This window comes from Klebsiella sp. 141198 (assembly GCF_050600785.1).
Lineage (GTDB): Bacteria > Pseudomonadota > Gammaproteobacteria > Enterobacterales > Enterobacteriaceae > Klebsiella > Klebsiella aerogenes.
The window spans coordinates 570,782-589,156 of the sequence record NZ_JAQIRM010000003.1 but is presented as its reverse complement, the minus strand read 5'-3'; the positions used below and the strand labels follow the sequence as shown (position 1 = coordinate 589,156).

General features: G+C 54.9%; 12 protein-coding genes. 3 read left to right on the top strand and 9 right to left on the bottom strand.

What is annotated here, in order from left to right:
- Nucleotides 1-39 precede the first annotated feature (39 nt).
- Nucleotides 40-1,752, bottom strand: a complete 1,713-nt coding sequence (cysI, locus tag PGR10_RS12700; protein ID WP_087858591.1) for an assimilatory sulfite reductase (NADPH) hemoprotein subunit — start codon at nucleotides 1,750-1,752, stop codon at nucleotides 40-42.
- Complete coding sequence (cysJ, locus tag PGR10_RS12695; RefSeq protein ID WP_113372945.1) at nucleotides 1,752-3,551, bottom strand: NADPH-dependent assimilatory sulfite reductase flavoprotein subunit; 1,800 nt, start codon at nucleotides 3,549-3,551, stop codon at nucleotides 1,752-1,754. Before cysJ ends, cysI begins: the two co-directional genes overlap by 1 nt.
- A gap of 317 nt (nucleotides 3,552-3,868) precedes the next feature.
- On the opposite strand from cysJ, the gene queD reads away from it, so the two are divergent.
- A complete protein-coding gene (queD, locus tag PGR10_RS12690; RefSeq protein ID WP_015369973.1) occupies nucleotides 3,869-4,234 on the top strand; it encodes a 6-carboxytetrahydropterin synthase QueD in 366 nt (121 codons plus the stop codon).
- A 67-nt stretch (nucleotides 4,235-4,301) separates the two neighbouring features.
- Here queD and PGR10_RS12685 read toward each other — a convergent pair whose 3' ends face one another.
- Both PGR10_RS12685 and queE read right to left on the bottom strand, forming a co-directional pair.
- A complete protein-coding gene (locus PGR10_RS12685) occupies nucleotides 4,302-5,090 on the bottom strand; it encodes an SDR family oxidoreductase (RefSeq protein ID WP_087858593.1) in 789 nt (262 codons plus the stop codon).
- Nucleotides 5,091-5,280: 190 nt separating this feature from the next.
- On the bottom strand, nucleotides 5,281-5,952 hold the full coding sequence (gene queE / locus PGR10_RS12680) for a 7-carboxy-7-deazaguanine synthase QueE (RefSeq protein ID WP_087858621.1): 672 nt from the start codon (nucleotides 5,950-5,952) through the stop codon (nucleotides 5,281-5,283).
- A 514-nt stretch (nucleotides 5,953-6,466) separates the two neighbouring features.
- Here queE and PGR10_RS12675 point away from each other — a divergent pair.
- Nucleotides 6,467-7,576: an SDR family oxidoreductase gene (locus PGR10_RS12675; protein WP_430923566.1), complete on the top strand. Its 1,110-nt coding sequence runs from the start codon at nucleotides 6,467-6,469 to the stop codon at nucleotides 7,574-7,576.
- A 67-nt stretch (nucleotides 7,577-7,643) separates the two neighbouring features.
- Here the strand turns inward: PGR10_RS12675 and eno are convergent, their stop codons facing one another.
- The 5 genes from eno to rlmD form a co-directional block, all read right to left on the bottom strand.
- Entirely contained in the window at nucleotides 7,644-8,942 is a 1,299-nt protein-coding gene (eno, locus tag PGR10_RS12670) for a phosphopyruvate hydratase (RefSeq protein WP_015369968.1), read from the bottom strand.
- 80 nt (nucleotides 8,943-9,022) lie between these two features.
- A complete protein-coding gene (gene pyrG / locus PGR10_RS12665; RefSeq protein ID WP_015703305.1) occupies nucleotides 9,023-10,660 on the bottom strand; it encodes a glutamine hydrolyzing CTP synthase in 1,638 nt (545 codons plus the stop codon).
- Between the two features lie 279 nt (nucleotides 10,661-10,939).
- The gene (mazG, locus tag PGR10_RS12660; protein ID WP_015703306.1) at nucleotides 10,940-11,731 is read right to left on the bottom strand and encodes a nucleoside triphosphate pyrophosphohydrolase; all 792 of its coding nucleotides are present in this window, start codon (nucleotides 11,729-11,731) and stop codon (nucleotides 10,940-10,942) included.
- Between the two features lie 111 nt (nucleotides 11,732-11,842).
- The gene (gene relA, locus PGR10_RS12655) at nucleotides 11,843-14,080 is read right to left on the bottom strand and encodes a GTP diphosphokinase (RefSeq protein ID WP_047078980.1); all 2,238 of its coding nucleotides are present in this window, start codon (nucleotides 14,078-14,080) and stop codon (nucleotides 11,843-11,845) included.
- Between the two features lie 121 nt (nucleotides 14,081-14,201).
- The gene (gene rlmD, locus PGR10_RS12650) at nucleotides 14,202-15,506 is read right to left on the bottom strand and encodes a 23S rRNA (uracil(1939)-C(5))-methyltransferase RlmD (protein WP_087858595.1); all 1,305 of its coding nucleotides are present in this window, start codon (nucleotides 15,504-15,506) and stop codon (nucleotides 14,202-14,204) included.
- Between the two features lie 110 nt (nucleotides 15,507-15,616).
- Between rlmD and barA the strand changes: the two genes are divergently transcribed.
- The gene (gene barA / locus PGR10_RS12645) at nucleotides 15,617-18,367 is read left to right on the top strand and encodes a two-component sensor histidine kinase BarA (protein ID WP_087858596.1); all 2,751 of its coding nucleotides are present in this window, start codon (nucleotides 15,617-15,619) and stop codon (nucleotides 18,365-18,367) included.
- The last annotated feature ends 8 nt before the right edge of the window (nucleotides 18,368-18,375 follow it).

Sequence of the window (18,375 nt, the reverse complement as noted above, 5' to 3'; positions counted from 1 at the left end):
GCCGGATAAGGCATTCATGCTGCTATCCGGCAATTCAGGTTATTCCCAGAAATCACGCGCCGGGTCGAGCACCGGACGAATGATGCCCGCACGCACCGTAAAGTCGCCGAAGCCTTCACCCGCTTCGCGCTCTTTCGCCCAGCGCCCAACCAGCTCATCGAGCGAGGCCAGGATCTCCGGCTCGGTGATATTTTCGCGATACATCCGTGGGATGCGCGTCCCGCTGCGGTTGCCGCCGATATGCAGGTTATAGCGGCCAGGCGCTTTACCCACCAGGCCAACTTCCGCCAGCATCGCGCGGCCGCAGCCGTTCGGGCAACCCGTGACGCGGGTTACAATATGCTCATCACCGACGCCGTGCTGACTCATCACCTCTTCGACCTTGTCGATAAATGACGGCAGGAAACGTTCAGCTTCGGCCATCGCTAACGGACAGGTCGGGAACGACACGCAGGCCATTGAGTTCTCACGCTGCGCCGTGACGGCATTCATCAGGCCATGATCGCGCGCCAGTTTCTCAATCCGCGCTTTCTGATCTTCCGGTACGCTGGCGATGATCAGGTTCTGGTTGGCGGTAATGCGGAATTCACCTTTGTGAATCTTCGCGATCTCCAGAAGGCCAGTTTTCAGCGGGCGGCCCGGATAATCCAGAATACGGCCGTTCTCAATAAACAGCGTCAGGTGCCAGTTATTATCAATGCCTTTAACCCAGCCGATGCGGTCGCCGCGGCCGGTAAACTCGTACGGACGAATCGGTTCGAATTTGATCCCGGCACGACGCTCAACTTCCGCCTTGAAGGTCTCAACGCCGACGCGCTCAAGGGTATATTTGGTTTTCGCGTTTTTACGATCGGTACGATTACCCCAGTCGCGCTGGGTGGTCACGACCGCTTCCGCCACAGCCAGTGTGTGCTCCAGCGGCAGATAGCCAAACTCGCTGGCGGTACGCGCATAGGTTTTCTTATTACCGTGCTCGATAGACAAACCGCCGCCCACCAGCAGGTTAAAGCCGACCAGCTTACCGTTTTCCGCAATCGCCACGAAGTTCATGTCATTGGCGTGCAGATCGATATCGTTCTGCGGCGGGATCACCACCGTCGTTTTGAATTTACGCGGCAGATAGGTCTGGCCGAGGATCGGTTCCTCGTCGGTAGTGGCGACCTTTTCCTGATCCAACCAGATCTCAGCATAGGCGCGGGTACGCGGTAACAGATGCTCAGAGATCTTCTTCGCCCACTCGTAGGCCTCGGCGTGCAGCTGCGACTCAAACGGGTTCGAGGTGCACAGCACGTTGCGGTTCATGTCGTTGGCGGTCGCCAGCGCGTCCAGCCCAACAGAGTGCAGCATCTGATGCACCGGCTTCACATTCTTCTTCAGAATACCGTGGAACTGGAAGGTCTGACGGTTAGTGAGGCGAATACTGCCGTAGATGGTGTTATCCGCGGCGAATTTATCAATCGCCTGCCACTGTTTGGTGGTGATAACGCCGCCCGGCAGACGGCAGCGCAGCAGCATCGCGTGGCGCGGCTCCAGTTTCTGCGCCGCGCGTTCCGCGCGAATATCGCGGTCGTCCTGCTGGTACATGCCGTGAAAGCGGATGAGCAGGAAGTTGTCGCCTTTAAAACCGCCGGTCAGGCCGTCATTTAAATCTTCCGCAATGGTGCCGCGCAGGTAGTTGCTCTCGATCTTCATACGCTCGGCGTCGGAGAGTTTACCTTCGACCACCAGCGGGCCAGGATGTTTTTCGCTCATTAGTAGACATCTCGCTGATAACGGCGCTCAACGCGCAGCTCACTTAAAAATTCGTCCGCCGCTTCGGCGTCCATCGCGCCGTATTCGGCAATCACTTCCAGTAACGCCTGCTCGACGTCTTTCGCCATTCGATTGGCATCGCCGCAGACATAAATATGGGCGCCGTCGTTAATCCAACGCCACACTTCAGCCCCCTGCTCGCGCAGTTTGTCCTGTACATAGACTTTTTGTTGTTGATCGCGGGACCAGGCCAGGTCGATTCGGCTCAGCACGCCCTCTTTGACGTAGCTCTGCCATTCCACCTGATAAAGGAAATCTTCCGTGAAGTGCGGATTGCCGAAGAACAACCAGTTCTTCCCTTCCGCCCCTTCCGCTGCGCGCTGCTGCATAAAGGCGCGGAACGGCGCGATACCGGTTCCAGGGCCAATCATGATAACCGGCGTTTGCGGGTTAGCAGGCAGACGGAAGTTGTCATTGTGTTCGATAAAGATGCGCACTTCGCCATCTTCTTCCACGCGGTCAGCGAGGAAGCTGGACGCGCCGCCGGCGCGAGCGCGGCCTTCAATGTCATAACGCACGACGCCAACGGTGACGTGGACTTCGTTTTCCGCTTCCGCCTGCGAAGAAGCAATCGAGTAGAGGCGCGGCGTTAGCGGGCGCAGCAGGCCGATTAAGGCTTCGGCATCCAGCTGTGCCGGCGAGAAGCGCACCATATCGACGATAGGCGTCGTCGCGGCATAGTGCTGCAACTGCGCTTTATCGCCGACCAGCGGCAGCAGCGTTTCGCTGCGGGTCAGGGTGGCATAGTTCTCAACAATATTGGCGGTGTTGACCGTCAGCTCAAAATGCCACTCCAGCGCTTGCGCCAGCGGCAGCGTTTTGCCTTCTACCGTGACCGGTTCATCACCCTTAAGCCACAGCAGCTCCACCAGCTCTTTGACCAGCGCCGGATCGTTCTGATACCACACGCCTAGCGCATCTCCCGGCTGATAACGCAGGCCGGAATCACCCAGATCGATCTCGATATGACGGACGTCTTTTTCCGAATCGCGACCGGTTATTTTCTGATTCACAGCAAGCGTCGCCGTCAGCGGCGCTTCTTTGGTATACGGACTGGTATGAATTTCATTCACTGCGCCGCTGGTAGCAAGCTGGGCAGGCGCTGCCGTCGGCGCACGCGCTTTCAGCACATCCACTACGCGAGCGCGCCATTCCGCCGCCGCAGCTTGATATTCAACGTCGGCGTCAACGCGATCGAGCAGGCGTTCGCCGCCCAGTTCGGCCAGTTTGCTATCGAAATCTTTGCCGGACTGGCAGAAAAACTCATAGGAGGTATCGCCGAGACCAAACACCGCGAAGGCGGTGCCATCGAGCTTCGGCGCTTTCTTTGAAAACAGGAACTTATGCAATGCGACGGCTTCTTCCGGCGGCTCACCTTCACCCTGAGTCGACGTCACCACGACCAGCAGTTTTTCACCGGCGATTTGTTTGAATTTATAGTCGCCAGCGTTCACCAGTTTCACGTTCAGCTGCGCGGCCTGTAAATCGTCGCGCAGCGCTTCGGCAACCCGACGCGCGTTGCCGGTCTGCGAAGCGGAAATCAGGGTGATGGCCGGCGCTTCTACCGCCTGAACGGGCGCGCTTACCGCGGCGCCGGGCTGCTGATTCAGCATGCCCCAGAAGTAGCCGGACACCCAAGCCAGTTGGGTTGGCGTAAAGTCAGTCGTGGCCGCCTGTAGGCGCGCCAGTTGCTCCGGGTTTAGCGGCAGCAGATTGGAAGGTGGGGCCTGTGTCGTCATGCGTCGTTATGTTCCAGTAAGCAAAGCTGTTATTCACGCCCTGTCAGCGCGACAAAAACAGAAGAGATTGTAAGGTTAACGGCGGGCATACTAACAATTAAAGAAGGGATGGAAATATCAAATAACCAAATGGACTAACCTGTTTTAGTTATAGTTATTAACAACAAAAGCGATTAGTTAAATAATTGAAAAACAATAAATTAAATCATCCAAACACCACAAAAACGGCGATTTCGCGTTCAGGGCCGTTTTAGTTAATGCTAAAAAATGTACTTTCCGGTACCCTACGGCGGTTTTTTTCGTCCTGTTGAGAGTTAATGATGTCCACCACGCTGTTTAAAGATTTCACCTTCGAAGCCGCCCACCACCTGCCGCACGTACCGAAAGGCCACAAATGCGGTCGCCTGCATGGTCACTCTTTTATGGTGCGTCTGGAGATTACCGGTGAAGTCGATCCCCATACCGGGTGGATCATGGATTTCGCCGAGCTGAAAGCCGCGTTTAAACCGACCTACGATCGTTTAGACCACTATTACCTGAACGATATCCCAGGACTGGAGAACCCAACCAGCGAAGTGCTGGCCAAATGGATTTGGGATCAAATGAAACCGCTGGTTCCTCTGCTGAGCGCGGTAATGGTAAAAGAGACCTGCACCGCAGGCTGCGTCTATCGCGGCGAGTAATTCCCTGCCTTATCCGCCATCGGGCTGCTGCCATGGCGGTTTTCTATTTCATCCAACACCGTGTGAATCAGCGCACCAGATAGCCGCCATCCACTGCCAGAATATGGCCGTTGACGTAATCCGAGGCACGGCTGGCGAGGAACACAACGGCGCCCATTAAATCCTGCGCTTCTCCCCAACGGCCTGCGGGTATATGCGCCAACACGCGTCTGTTTTCCTTTGGGATACTACGGGTGATAGCGGTCATGGCGGTTTCATAATAGCCCGGCGCGATGCCGTTTACCTGAATATTATGCGGGCCCAGCTCATCGCAGTAGGCTTTGGTTAAGCCAGCCAGCGCATGCTTGGTGGCGGCATAGGCCGGCGACCAGCTGCCGCCGAGATAAGAAAACACCGAGCAGATATTAATAATCTTACCGCTTCGCCGCGGAACCATAATTTTCGCGGCTTCGTGGCTAAGCTCAAACGCTGCCGTCAGGTTAGTCTCGATCATCGGATCCCAGTCTGTGCGACCAAAGCGCAGCACCTTATTCAACTGGCAAATACCGGCATTATTCACCAAAACATCAACGGTACCGAAACGCTCGCAGCAGGCGGCGATAATACGCTGTGGCATACCGCCATCGGTGATATCCGCCAGCATGAATTCCATCTCAACGCCCTGCTGTTCGATAAGTTCTCGGGTTTGAGCGTGTTCTTCGCGCAGAGCAGGAATAAACAGATTCGCGCCGGCGGTCGCCAGGGCGACGGCAAAGGCCTGCCCCAGGCCGCTATTGCCGCCGGTAACGATAGCGGTTTTCCCCTTGAGCGAGAAGAAGTCCATAGAGAAGGCCGTGGGTGGATCAATTAGCTGCATGGTTAACTCGTTCCTTAAGTCAACGTATCAGCCGCCCGCCTCAGGCGGCTGAATTAACGCGCCAATGATAGCATTGCTGTCATTGGCGCGTATCTCAACACCATGCTGAAGTCGAGGGTTAAGATGAATTCATATATGAAGAAGAGAGCTGCCGGGCGGTGAGCACCCTACCCGGCAAAGAAAGCGGGGGTCAGGCGATGTTCAGATATTTATGCGTCTGCATGGATAACCGCCAGTTTCGGGCGATACAGGTCTCAATGCACAGCCGCGTGGCGTCTTCCTTTTGGCTAATCGGCTGTAATGCAATAATTCGCGGCTTTTCATCAGCCAGCGTTTCCAGCAGCTCATCAAGCGCTTCGATATCACGCACGCGGCCAACCGGATGCTTGATTTCATCGGCGCGCTGCAGCGCCTGCGACAGCACATCGTAGCCGCCGCGCATGTTCACTTTTGGCGAAACCGTGACCCAGGTATTGTGGCTGCAGCGGACTTCATGCGTGCCGCTGGTTTCAATCTGACAGCTGAAACCATTTTGCTCAAGCAACTCTGTCAACGGCGTGAGATCGTGAATACAGGGCTCGCCGCCGGTAATCACGACATGTCGGGCGGTCCATCCCTGACGGCCAATGATCGCCAGCAGATCGTCGCTGGTCGCCGGGCCCCATTTATCGCTCTCTTTGGTTTTAGCGAGGATACTAAATAGAGACACTTCCCGATCGGCCAGCTTATCCCAGGTATGTTTGGTATCGCACCAGGCGCAACCAACCGGGCATCCCTGCAAACGAATAAAAATGGCAGGCACGCCGGTAAAGTAACCCTCGCCTTGCAAGGTCTGGAACATCTCGTTAATCGGGTACTGCATAGTCATCTCTGTTCAGGTGGTAAAAAGGTATTATCGCAGATTCAGGCGCTCAGGTCTTGTCCTCAGCTGCGCTTACCAGAGCCCATTGTCAGCCGGGTGCAAGCCCTCTTTTTATATTAGTTAGCAAACTATGAAATAAGCACAAAATGTATTTACGATACATTGAGTATTATTTTAGCATGCATCGCGTCCAGTCATTAAGCCGCGCATTGATAACTTTCTTGCGACGTATCTTCTCGCGGATAAAGATGTAACAAAGAATGTTTTTCATGACCGTAACGGTCGTTATTTATTGCTGCTCAAACGAATAAAAAGAAACTATTAATCAAAGATGTACAAACCGATACATGAAACAATGAATCTTTTATCTACGCTCAGGGTCAAATTCAATTCACTTGATTTCCATAGCTTAAAATAAGCTTAAGAAACCGATTATTGCCGCCTGTTTTTATTTAATCTCCGTTTAATTTTCCGCGCCTAGAATCCAGTCGACCAACCATGAGAGACTGCATTCATGAATACATTATTAATTACAGGCGTTACCGGATTTCTGGGCGGAGCGGTATTAGAGAATATCCTTAATAATGAAAATGGGATTAATCTACTGCTCCTGGTGCGAGCCAATAACGATGAAGCGGCTCTGACCCGGGTGAAGGAAAACCTGCGTAAATTCAATATTGCAGAGGAGAAGCTGGCCGCATTAACCACCCGGCAGATCCTGCTCGGCGATTTGTCATCCCCGGAGGCATTTCTGGACGACCCCCGTCTGGAGCGGGTTACTCACGTTATCAACAGCGCTGCCGTTGCCTCATTTGGCAATAACCCGCTCATCTGGAAAGTAAATGTCGAAGGAACGTTCAAATTTGCTCAACGAATGTCCCGCGTGGTAGGACTACAGCGTTTTCTCCACGTCGGGACCGCGATGTCCTGCACCCCGGAGCCAGATTCACTGGTCGCAGAAAGCGCTGAATTCCGCGAGCACGCCGAGCATCTGGTGGAGTATACGCACTCCAAATCGACCATTGAGCGCCTGATGCAGGAGCAGTGTCCGACGTTGCCGTTAATCATCGCCCGCCCTTCTATCGTCGTTGGTCATACTCATCACGGCTGCCAGCCCTCCAGCAGCATTTTTTGGGTGTTCAGTATGGGGCTGATGCTGCAAAAATTCCTTTGTTCAATGGAAGACCGCGTTGACGTCATCCCGGTCGACTACTGTGCCGACGCGCTGCTAATGTTATTACAACGCCCGCTGGCGCGCGGTGAAGTGGTGCATATCTCCGCCGGTGAAGAGAATAGCGTCAAGTTTGCGGAAATCGATCGCGCGATGGCCTCGGCGCTGGAGCAAGCCCCGGTAGGCGACCGATACGCGCAGGTCAGCTATGAGACACTGGTAAAAATGCGCCGCGAGTTGAAGGATATTTTTGGCCCGTGCAACGAGCGCTTAATGCTTAAAGCGATGCGCCTGTATGGCGCCTTTGCGACGCTTAACGTCCGCTTCAGCAATGATAAACTGCTCAGCATGGGCATGCCCAAACCGCCGCGTTTCACCGATTATATCGACCGCTGCGTACAAACCACCCGCGGGCTTTCTATCCCGCAGCAAATGGCCGTCGATTTTAAGTAAACACGATGCGCAGGTAAAAAAAATGCCAGTCCGCAGACTGGCATTTTTATTTCACAAAAAGTCAGGATTACGCCTGGCCTTTGATCTCTTTACGACCGTTGTACGGCGCTTTTTCACCCAGAGCTTCTTCGATACGAATCAGCTGGTTGTATTTAGCAACGCGGTCAGAACGGCTCATAGAACCAGTTTTGATCTGGCCTGCAGCGGTACCAACAGCCAGGTCAGCGATGGTAGCGTCTTCAGTTTCGCCAGAACGGTGAGAGATGACAGCGGTGTAGCCAGCGTCTTTCGCCATCTTGATTGCAGCCAGAGTTTCGGTCAGAGAACCGATCTGGTTGAATTTGATCAGGATGGAGTTAGCGATGCCTTTTTCGATGCCTTCTTTCAGGATCTTGGTGTTGGTTACGAACAGATCGTCACCAACCAGCTGGATTTTGTCGCCCAGTACTTTGGTCTGGTATGCGAAACCGTCCCAGTCAGACTCGTCCAGACCATCTTCGATGGACACGATCGGGTACTGTTTGGTCAGTTCTTCCAGGAAGTGGGTGAATTCTTCAGAGGTGAAAGCTTTGTTGCCTTCGCCAGCCAGAACGTATTTACCGTCTTTGTAGAATTCAGAAGCTGCGCAGTCCATCGCCAGAGTGATGTCTTTGCCCAGTTCGTAGCCTGCTGCTTTAACCGCTTCAGCGATAACAGCCAGCGCTTCAGCGTTGGAACCCAGGTTCGGCGCGTAGCCGCCTTCGTCACCAACTGCAGTGTTCATGCCTTTGGACTTCAGAACTTTCGCCAGGTGATGGAACACTTCAGAACCCATACGTACGGCTTCTTTCAGAGTCGGCGCGCCAACCGGCTGAATCATGAATTCCTGGATGTCGACGTTGTTGTCAGCGTGCTCACCGCCGTTGATGATGTTCATCATCGGAACCGGCATAGAGTATTTGCCCGGAGTGCCGTTCAGTTCAGCAATGTGTTCGAACAGCGGCTGGCCTTTAGAAGCAGCAGCTGCTTTGGCGTTCGCCAGGGATACCGCCAGGATTGCGTTCGCACCGAAGTTGGATTTGTTTTCAGTACCGTCCAGGTCGATCATGATCTTATCGATGCCAGCTTGATCTTTAGCATCTTTACCCAGGACTGCCTGAGCGATCGGGCCGTTTACCGCAGCAACAGCTTTGGTTACGCCTTTACCCAGGAAACGGGATTTGTCGCCATCGCGCAGTTCCAGCGCTTCGCGGGAACCAGTAGAAGCACCTGACGGAGCAGCTGCCATACCGACGAAACCACCTTCCAGGTGTACTTCGGCTTCAACAGTCGGGTTACCACGGGAGTCGATGATTTCACGACCGATGACTTTAACGATTTTGGACATTAGGTTTTCCTCAGTACAAGTTAAACTAAAACTCCAGACAAACAATGCACCCAATTGGGTGCATTGCCGTTCTAACTCTTTTACTTCGCCTGACGCTTCTGGTACTCGCTCGCGGCTTTCACAAAGCCTGCAAACAGCGGGTGGCCGTCACGCGGCGTCGAAGTAAACTCCGGGTGGAACTGGCAGGCCACAAACCACGGATGGTTCGGCACTTCGATGATCTCGACCAACTGATCATCCCCGGAACGGCCCGCAACGCGCAGGCCGGCAGCTTCAATCGGTTTCAACAACATGTTGTTGACTTCGTAGCGGTGACGATGGCGCTCGGTGATTGTCGGCTCACCGTACAGCTGGCGAACCAGAGAATCATCACCCAGCTGGCACTGCTGCGCACCAAGGCGCATGGTGCCACCGAGGTCGCTCTTCTCGGAACGCACCTCAACGTTGCCTTCTTCGTCACGCCATTCGGTAATCAGCGCCACCACCGGGTACTTACAGTCTGGCACAAATTCCGTAGAGTTGGCGTTTTCCATGCCCGCTACGTTGCGCGCGAACTCAATCAGCGCAACCTGCATACCCAGGCAGATGCCCAGATATGGAATATTGTTCTCACGCGCATAGCGCGCGGTGGCGATCTTGCCTTCAACGCCGCGGTAGCCGAAGCCGCCCGGGATGAGGATCGCGTCCAAATCTTTGAGGATTTCGACGCCGCGCGTTTCAACATCCTGCGAATCAATAAGCTTGATGTTGACGGTCACGCGGTTTTTCAGACCACCGTGTTTCAGCGCTTCAATCACCGATTTGTAGGCATCCGGCAGTTCAATGTACTTACCGACCATACCAATGGTGACTTCGCCTGCCGGATTAGCTTCTTCATAGATTACCTGTTCCCATTCGGCCAGGTTTGCTTCCGGACAAGTTAAGCTGAATCGTTTACAAATATAATCGTCCAGACCCTGAGATTTCAACAGGCCTGGAATTTTATAAATGGAATCGACGTCTTTCAGAGAAATCACAGCCTTTTCCGGGACGTTACAGAACAATGCAATTTTTGCACGTTCGTTGGCCGGAACCGCGCGATCGGAGCGGCAAATCAGGATATCAGGCTGAATACCGATGGAGAGCAGCTCTTTTACAGAGTGCTGAGTCGGTTTAGTTTTGACTTCACCCGCTGCCGCCATGTATGGCACCAGGGTCAAGTGCATGAACAGGGTATGCTCACGGCCGATTTCTACTGCCATCTGGCGAATAGCTTCGAGGAACGGCAGGGATTCGATATCGCCTACGGTACCGCCGATTTCAACCAGCACCACGTCATGGCCTTCGCCGCCAGCCAGTACGCGCTCTTTGATGGCGTTGGTGATGTGCGGGATAACCTGTACGGTTGCGCCGAGATAGTCGCCACGGCGCTCTTTACGCAGAACGTCGGAGTAGATACGACCGGTAGTGAAGTTGTTGCGGCGAGTCATCTTGGTACGGATGAAACGCTCGTAGTGACCCAGGTCCAGATCGGTTTCAGCGCCGTCTTCAGTAACGAACACTTCCCCGTGCTGGATTGGGCTCATGGTGCCCGGATCGACGTTGATGTACGGATCCAGTTTCATGATAGTTACGTTGAGCCCACGGGCTTCAAGAATGGCTGCCAGGGAAGCTGCGGCAATGCCTTTACCCAGAGAGGATACGACCCCGCCGGTCACAAAAATATAGTTCGTTGTCATGCTGAACCTGAGAAGTTAGGGTAAAACGATGGAATAACCAGGACGGGAAAGTAGTATACCCGAACATGCGTGACGCCACAAACTTTCATTCTCCCCTCCTCTTCTTTCTACCAGCCGCACCTGCGTTGCGACTCGAACAACTCGAAGAGGCAGGCTACATGGTGTTTCAACAACATAACGGAATGAGAAAATAGCCGCTTTTGGCGAAATGTTTTTGACGTAAATCAAGCGCTTGTTATTTATAAAATCACACAAATAGCGCTTGATCACGAAAACTCGTTAGAGATCAGTTTCCTGGCGTTTTACTTCCTGCCACACTTCTTCCATGGTTTCGAGGTCAACGCCGGTCATTTCCAGGCCTCTGGCGGCGACAATACGCTCAACTTCGCGGAAGCGGCGCTCAAATTTGAGGTTCGCTTTCTGCAATGCGACCTCGGCTTTTACCCCTAAATGGCGGGATAAATTCACCGTGGCGAACAGCAGGTCGCCCACTTCTTCCTCGAGTTTAGCTTCATCAACCACCGCCTGCTGCGCTTCATGCATGACTTCATCTATCTCTTCATGCACTTTATCGAGCACCGGGCCAAGCGAGGTCCAGTCGAAGCCCACCGCCGAGCAGCGACGCTGAATTTTATGCGCGCGCATCAGCGCCGGCAGGCTATGCGGAATATCATCCAGCGCCGAGTGTTGCGCCTTTTCCGCTCGCTCCGCGCTCTTGATCTGCTCCCAGCGCGCCAGCACTTCCGCACTGTTCCCGGCTGAAGCATCGCCAAAAATATGCGGATGACGCCGTTCCAGTTTGTCGCTGATGGCGGCGCAGATATCGTTGAAATCAAAACGCCCTTCTTCCTGCGCCATCTGCGCATAGAACACCACCTGGAATAACAGATCGCCAAGCTCGCCGCGCAGATCGTCAAAATCTTCGCGCGCAATGGCGTCCAGCACTTCATAGGTCTCTTCAAGGGTGTAAGGGGCAATAGTGGCAAAGGTCTGTTCTTTATCCCACGGGCAGCCGTTTTCCGGGTCGCGCAGGCGGCGCATGATGCCGAGCAAGCGGTCAATTTGAGTCATGTGACAATCCTGGAAATTTAAAAAAAGGTAGGCCGGATAAAGCATTGATACCTTATCCGACGTTACGAAATTGCCGGATGGAGGCTTCGCCTTATCCGGCCTACGGACGAATTAACCGCCGTGCAGACGACGCGCGTCGATGACATCCGGCACCTGGTTCAGCTTGCCGAGCACCCGGCCCAACACCTGCAGGTTGTAGATTTCAATGGTCATATCGATGGTCGCCAGCTGCTGTTTGGTATCGCTGCGGCTGGCCACGCCCAGCACGTTCACCTTCTCGTTGGCAAGAATAGTGGTAATGTCGCGCAGCAGGCCGCTGCGGTCGTTGGCGACCACGCGCACCACCAGCGAATATCCCGCCGAATAGCTCTCGCCCCATACCGCATCAACGATACGTTCCGGCGCGTGAGACTGCAGCTCAGCCAGCTGATCGCAGTCGGCGCGGTGCACCGAGATCCCGCGCCCCTGGGTGATGAAGCCGACGATTTCATCACCGGGAATCGGCTGGCAGCAGCGGGCGATGTGATGCATCAGATTGCCAACGCCCTCAACCACCACCCGGCCATTGTCTTTGCTGCGGTTCTGCGGGGTATAGGTTTTCTGCTGCAGCTGCTTCAGCGCGGCCGCATCCTGCTCAGCGGCGCTCGGTTTGTTGAACTGCGCCTGCAGGAAGTTGACCATCTGATTAAGGCGAATGTCGCCGCCGCCGATAGCCGCCAGCAGTTCATCCAGTTCATTAAAGTTGTAGCGCGGCAGCAGATGTTTCTCGGCATCCTTCAGGCTGATGCCCAGATGCTCGAGCTCATCGTCAAGGATCTGCCGCCCGGCGAGAATGTTCTTGTCGCGATCCTGTTTACGGAACCAGGCGTGAATTTTTGAGCGCCCGCGGCTGGTGGTTACATAGCCGAGGTTCGGGTTCAGCCAGTCGCGGCTTGGGTTCGGTTGCTTCTGGGTGATTATCTCAATCTGATCGCCCATCTGCAGCTGATAGGTGAACGGCACAATGCGTCCGCCGATTTTGGCGCCGATGCAGCGGTGCCCGACATCGCTATGGATATGGTAGGCAAAGTCGAGCGGAGTTGAGCCCGCCGGCAGGTCAACCACGTCACCCTTCGGCGTAAACACGTAGACCCGGTCGTCAAAGACCTGGCTGCGCACTTCGTCGAGCATTTCGCCGGAGTCGGCCATCTCTTCCTGCCAGGCGATCAGCTTACGCAGCCAGGCGATACGGTCTTCATGGCCGCGACCGCCGCTCGCCCCGGCGCTGGCGCCCTCTTTATACTTCCAGTGCGCCGCCACGCCGAGCTCGGCGTCTTCATGCATCTGTTTGGTGCGAATTTGGATCTCGACCGTTTTCCCTCCTGGCCCGAGCACCACGGTATGAATAGACTGGTAGCCGTTCGGCTTCGGGTTGGCGACGTAATCATCAAATTCGTCAGGCAGATGACGATAGTGAGTATGCACGATCCCCAGCGCCGCGTAGCAATCCTGTAAACGTTCGGCGACGATACGAACCGCGCGCACGTCAAACAGCTCATCAAAAGCGAGATGCTTCTTCTGCATTTTGCGCCAGATGCTATAGATATGCTTCGGACGCCCGTACACCTCAGCTTTTACGCCTTCGGTTTTCATTTCTGAACGCAGATGGCCGACAAACTCATCGATGTAATGTTCGCGGTCGATACGGCGTTCGTGCAGCAACTTAGCAATGCGCTTGTATTCGGCTGGATGCAGATAACGGAAGCAATAGTCTTCCAGCTCCCACTTCAGTTGACCTATTCCTAAGCGGTTCGCCAGCGGCGCATAGATATTGGTACACTCTTTTGCGGCCAGTACGCGCTCATCTTCGGGTTCATCTTTTACCTCGCGCAGGTGAGCGATACGTTCCGCAAGCTTGATGACCACGCAGCGGAAATCATCGACCATCGCCAGCAGCATGCGGCGAATATTGTCGACCTGTTCTGAGGAGACGGTATCGGTGTGGGTGGCTTTGAGCTGGCGAATCGCCGCCATATCACGCACGCCGTGAATCAGGGTAACGACGGATTTGCCGACGCTCTCTTGCAGGACCTCTTCGCTGACAACATTGCCGTCCGCCAGCGGAAACAGTAAAGCGGCCCGCAAGGTATCGATATCCATATTGAGCATGGAGAGAATTTCTACCATCTCCACGCCACGCCATAACAGGAGATCTGCCTGCGGGTGTCCCTGCGTTGTTACGCGACAATAATCCCAGGTCTCGGCTAAGCGCTCACACGACTGCTGGCTGGAAATCCCCAGACTCGCGATCCATTTCTTCGGGTCAAACTCACCAGCTTTATTAAGATGTGCACTTCTTACCGCAACCATTGTCCTCTCCTTAAGGGACTCAGCCTACCGAAGTCAGCAAGCCATATTTTAAACCCGTCATCCTTCAGTCCACACCGCCATCAGGCATCTTCACTGTCGCCTCGATGCGGGCTGAACAATTTTATGTAAGCTCGCGTTCAAACAATACTATCGATTCCAGGTGCCCGGTGTGCGGGAACATGTCCAGCATCGCCAGACGTTGAATACGATATCCTGCCTGAAGCAACGCCTCACTATCGCGCGCCAGCGTCGCCGGGTTACATGAAACATAGACCACCCGCCGCGGAGCCAGCTTGATAATATGCGCCATCACGCCCGGCGCGCCGGCTCTTGCCGGGTCGAGCAGAATTTTATCAAAGCCATGCTTCGCCCAGGCCTGCCGGGTGACATCCTCTTCCAGGTTTTCATGAAAGAAAGTCACGTTCTGCAACCCATTGAGGGCGGCATTTTCTCGTCCCTTCGCCACCAGCGCGGGCACGCCTTCGACGCCCACCACGCTCGCCGCCGCTTTGGCCAACGGCAGGGTGAAATTGCCCATACCGCAAAACAGATCCAGAACGCGGTCCTGCGGCTGAATATCTAACCAGGCCAGCGCCGTACGCACCATCTTCTGGTTTACGCCATCGTTGACCTGGATAAAATCGCGCGGACTGAACACTAAGCGTAGTCCGTCTGACGTGTACCAGGGTTCATCGCCGCGAATATGTTCAAGTATCTCGCTTTGCGGCGCGAGGTACAGGGATAGACCGTGAGTTTGCGAAAAACGTTCCAGTTTTTCTTTATCCGCCGCCGTTAGCGCGGCGGTATGGCGTAAAACCATCAGCGGTCCATTGTCCGCCTGCACCAGTTCAACGTGGCCAAGTTGACGTTGTGATTGCAGGCTGGTTAAACACTCGCGCACCGCGGGTAACAACGCCTCAAGTTGGGGCACCAAAACAGGGCACTGCACCACATCGATGATTTCGCTGGAATTGGCCTTGCGAAAACCCATCTGCAGTTGTTGGGTCTTTGGCTGATAATTCAAGCTCAAACGCGCCCGACGACGGTAGCCCCAGGGTTCAGCGGCTATAATGTCGTCAACGTCACGTTTCATCAGGCGGGAGAGCGCGGCGCGCTTGCTTTGCTGCTGTAGTTCAATGCTCGCATGTTGCTGCTGACATCCGCCGCAGACGCCGAAATGCGGACAGCGCGGCGCGACGCGCTGTGGACTGTCGTTCAGGCGGCGTTTAACCTGAGCGCGGGCATACTGTTTTTTATCCTCTACCAGCACGACTTCCGCCTGCTCTTGCGGCAACAGGCCGGGGACAAACAGCGCCTTACCCTGATGACGGGCTACGCCCTGGCCAAAGGGATCAAGGTCATTTACCGTCACGGTTATGATCTGGCGCGTCGTCACACGCCGTTTTGCAGAGTAGAATTGCGCCATCGTAGAGGATTATCTCAAAAATATACTGACTCTATACATGAAATCATTCGGGCTACCAATGCAGAAGCCGTCTGAAGGTTGATATGTATATTCTCCCATAATGGAACCGCATGACCAACTACAGCCTACGTGCTCGCATGATGATTCTTATTCTGGCGCCGACCGTTTTGATTGGTTTGCTGCTCAGTATTTTCTTCGTCGCCCACCGCTATAACGACCTGCAGCGGCAGCTGGAAGATGCCGGCGCCAGTATTATTGAACCGCTGGCGGTATCCAGCGAATACGGTATGAATTTGCAAAATCGCGAGGCGATCGGCCAACTTATCAGCGTGCTTCACCGCCGCCATTCCGATATTGTGCGGGCCATTTCCATTTATGATGCTAAAAACCGGCTGTTCGTTACCTCTAACTTCCAGCTCGATCCGCGAGAAATACAGCTCCCGCGCGGCGCGCCCTTCCCTCGCCGCCTGAGCGTCACCCGCCACGGCGACATCATGGTGCTGCGCACGCCTATTGTGTCAGAAAGCTATCTGCCCGATGAGTCGCCGGAAAGCGATGCTAAAATGCCGGGCAACATGCTTGGCTATGTGGCGCTGGAGCTCGACCTTAAATCTGTGCGCCTGCAGCAGTACAAAGAGATATTTATCTCAAGCGTCATGATGCTGTTTTGTATCGGCATTGCGCTGATTTTCGGCTGGCGCCTGATGCGCGACGTGACCGGGCCGATTCGTAATATGGTCAACACCGTTGACCGCATCCGCCGCGGCCAGTTGGATAGCCGCGTTGAAGGTTTTATGCTCGGCGAGTTGGATATGTTGAAAAACGGCATTAACTCAATGGCGATGTCGCTTGCGGCATACCACGAGGAGATGCAACACAATGTCGATCAGGCGACCTCGGATCTGCGCGAAACGCTGGAGCAGATGGAGATTCAGAACGTCGAGCTGGATCTGGCGAAAAAGCGCGCCCAGGAGGCCGCGCGCATCAAGTCAGAGTTCCTTGCCAATATGTCGCACGAGCTACGAACCCCGCTTAACGGCGTCATTGGCTTTACCCGCCTGACGCTGAAAACCGATCTCAACGCTACCCAGCGCGACCACCTGACCACCATCGAACGTTCGGCGAATAATCTGCTGGCCATCATCAATGACGTGCTGGATTTCTCCAAGCTCGAAGCGGGCAAGCTGATTCTGGAAAGCATTCCTTTCCTGCTGCGCAATACCCTGGATGAAGTGGTGACCTTGCTGGCACATTCGGCGCACGATAAAGGCCTTGAGCTCACCCTCAACATCAAAAATGATGTCCCGGATAATGTGATTGGCGATCCGCTGCGCCTGCAGCAGGTGATCACCAATCTGGTGGGTAATGCGATTAAATTCACCGAGCACGGCAATATTGATGTGCTGGTTGAACAGCGGGCGATAAGCAATTCCAGAGTACAAATTGAAGTACAGATCCATGATACCGGTATCGGCATTCCGGAACGCGATCAGTCGCGGTTGTTCCAGGCCTTCCGCCAGGCCGATGCCAGTATCTCGCGCCGCCACGGCGGCACCGGCCTGGGGCTGGTTATCACCCAGCGTCTGGTCAAAGAGATGGGCGGCGATATCTCATTCCATAGTCAGCCGAACCGCGGTTCCACCTTCTGGTTCCATATCAGTCTTGACCTGAATCCGAACGCCATTACTGACGGTTTCGATACCCATTGCCTGGCGGGCAAGAAGCTGGCCTACATTGAAGCCAATGCTACCGCCGCGCAAAGCACGATGGAACTGCTGGCGACCACGCCGCTGGAAGTGGTCTACAGCCCGACGCTATCAGCGCTGCCGGATGCGCACTACGATATTTTACTGGCCGGTATTCCGGTGTCGATGCGCGATCTCAGCAACCAGCGGGATAAGCTGGTCCGCGCCTGCTCGCTATCCGAAACCCTGGTGCTGGGGCTACCTTGCCACGCGCAGGTTAGCGCCGAAGAGCTGAAAAGAAACGGTGTTACCGCCTGCCTGCTTAAACCATTGACCTCCACGCGGCTTTTCCCGGTGCTGATGGCCTCTTGCCGCGCGCAGCCGCCGGTGCCACAGCCCTATATCGATAGCGATAAACTGGCGATGACGGTAATGGCGGTAGATGATAACCCGGCCAACCTTAAGCTTATTGGCGCGCTGCTGGACGATCTGGTGCAGCATGTCATTCTGTGCGATAGCGGCCAGGATGCCGTAGAGCAGGCCAAACAGTCGCAGTTGGATCTCATTCTGATGGATATTCAAATGCCGGATATGGACGGTATTCGCGCCTGCGAATTGATCCGCCAGCTCCCGCATCAGCAGCAAACTCCAGTGATCGCGGTGACCGCTCATGCCCTTGAGGGGCAACGCGAGAAACTGCTGGCCGCCGGGATGAACGATTATCTGGCGAAGCCGATTGAAGAAGATAAGCTCAGCACCCTGCTGTTGCGCTATCAGCCCGGCATGCACGTCGCCGCCCCGCAAATCGCTGAACCGGTGGAGCCGGTTATCGATCATAACGTCACGCTCAACTGGCAGCTGGCGCTGCGTCAGGCGGCCATGAAACCAGACCTCGCTCGGGAGATGCTGCAGATGCTGCTCGCCTTTATGCCGGAGGTGCGCAATAAAGTTGAAGAACAGCTGGTTGGCGAGACGCCGGAAGGCCTGCTGGATTTAATCCATAAGCTGCACGGTAGCTGCAGCTACAGCGGCGTACCGCGGCTGAAAAAACTGTGCCATACCCTTGAAAGCCAGTTGCGCGCCGGTACCGCGCCGGAAGAGCTGGAGCCGGAACTGCTGGAACTGTTAGACGAGATGGATAACGTCGCCCGCGAAGCGTGCAAGATGGGAGTGTGATTCGGTGT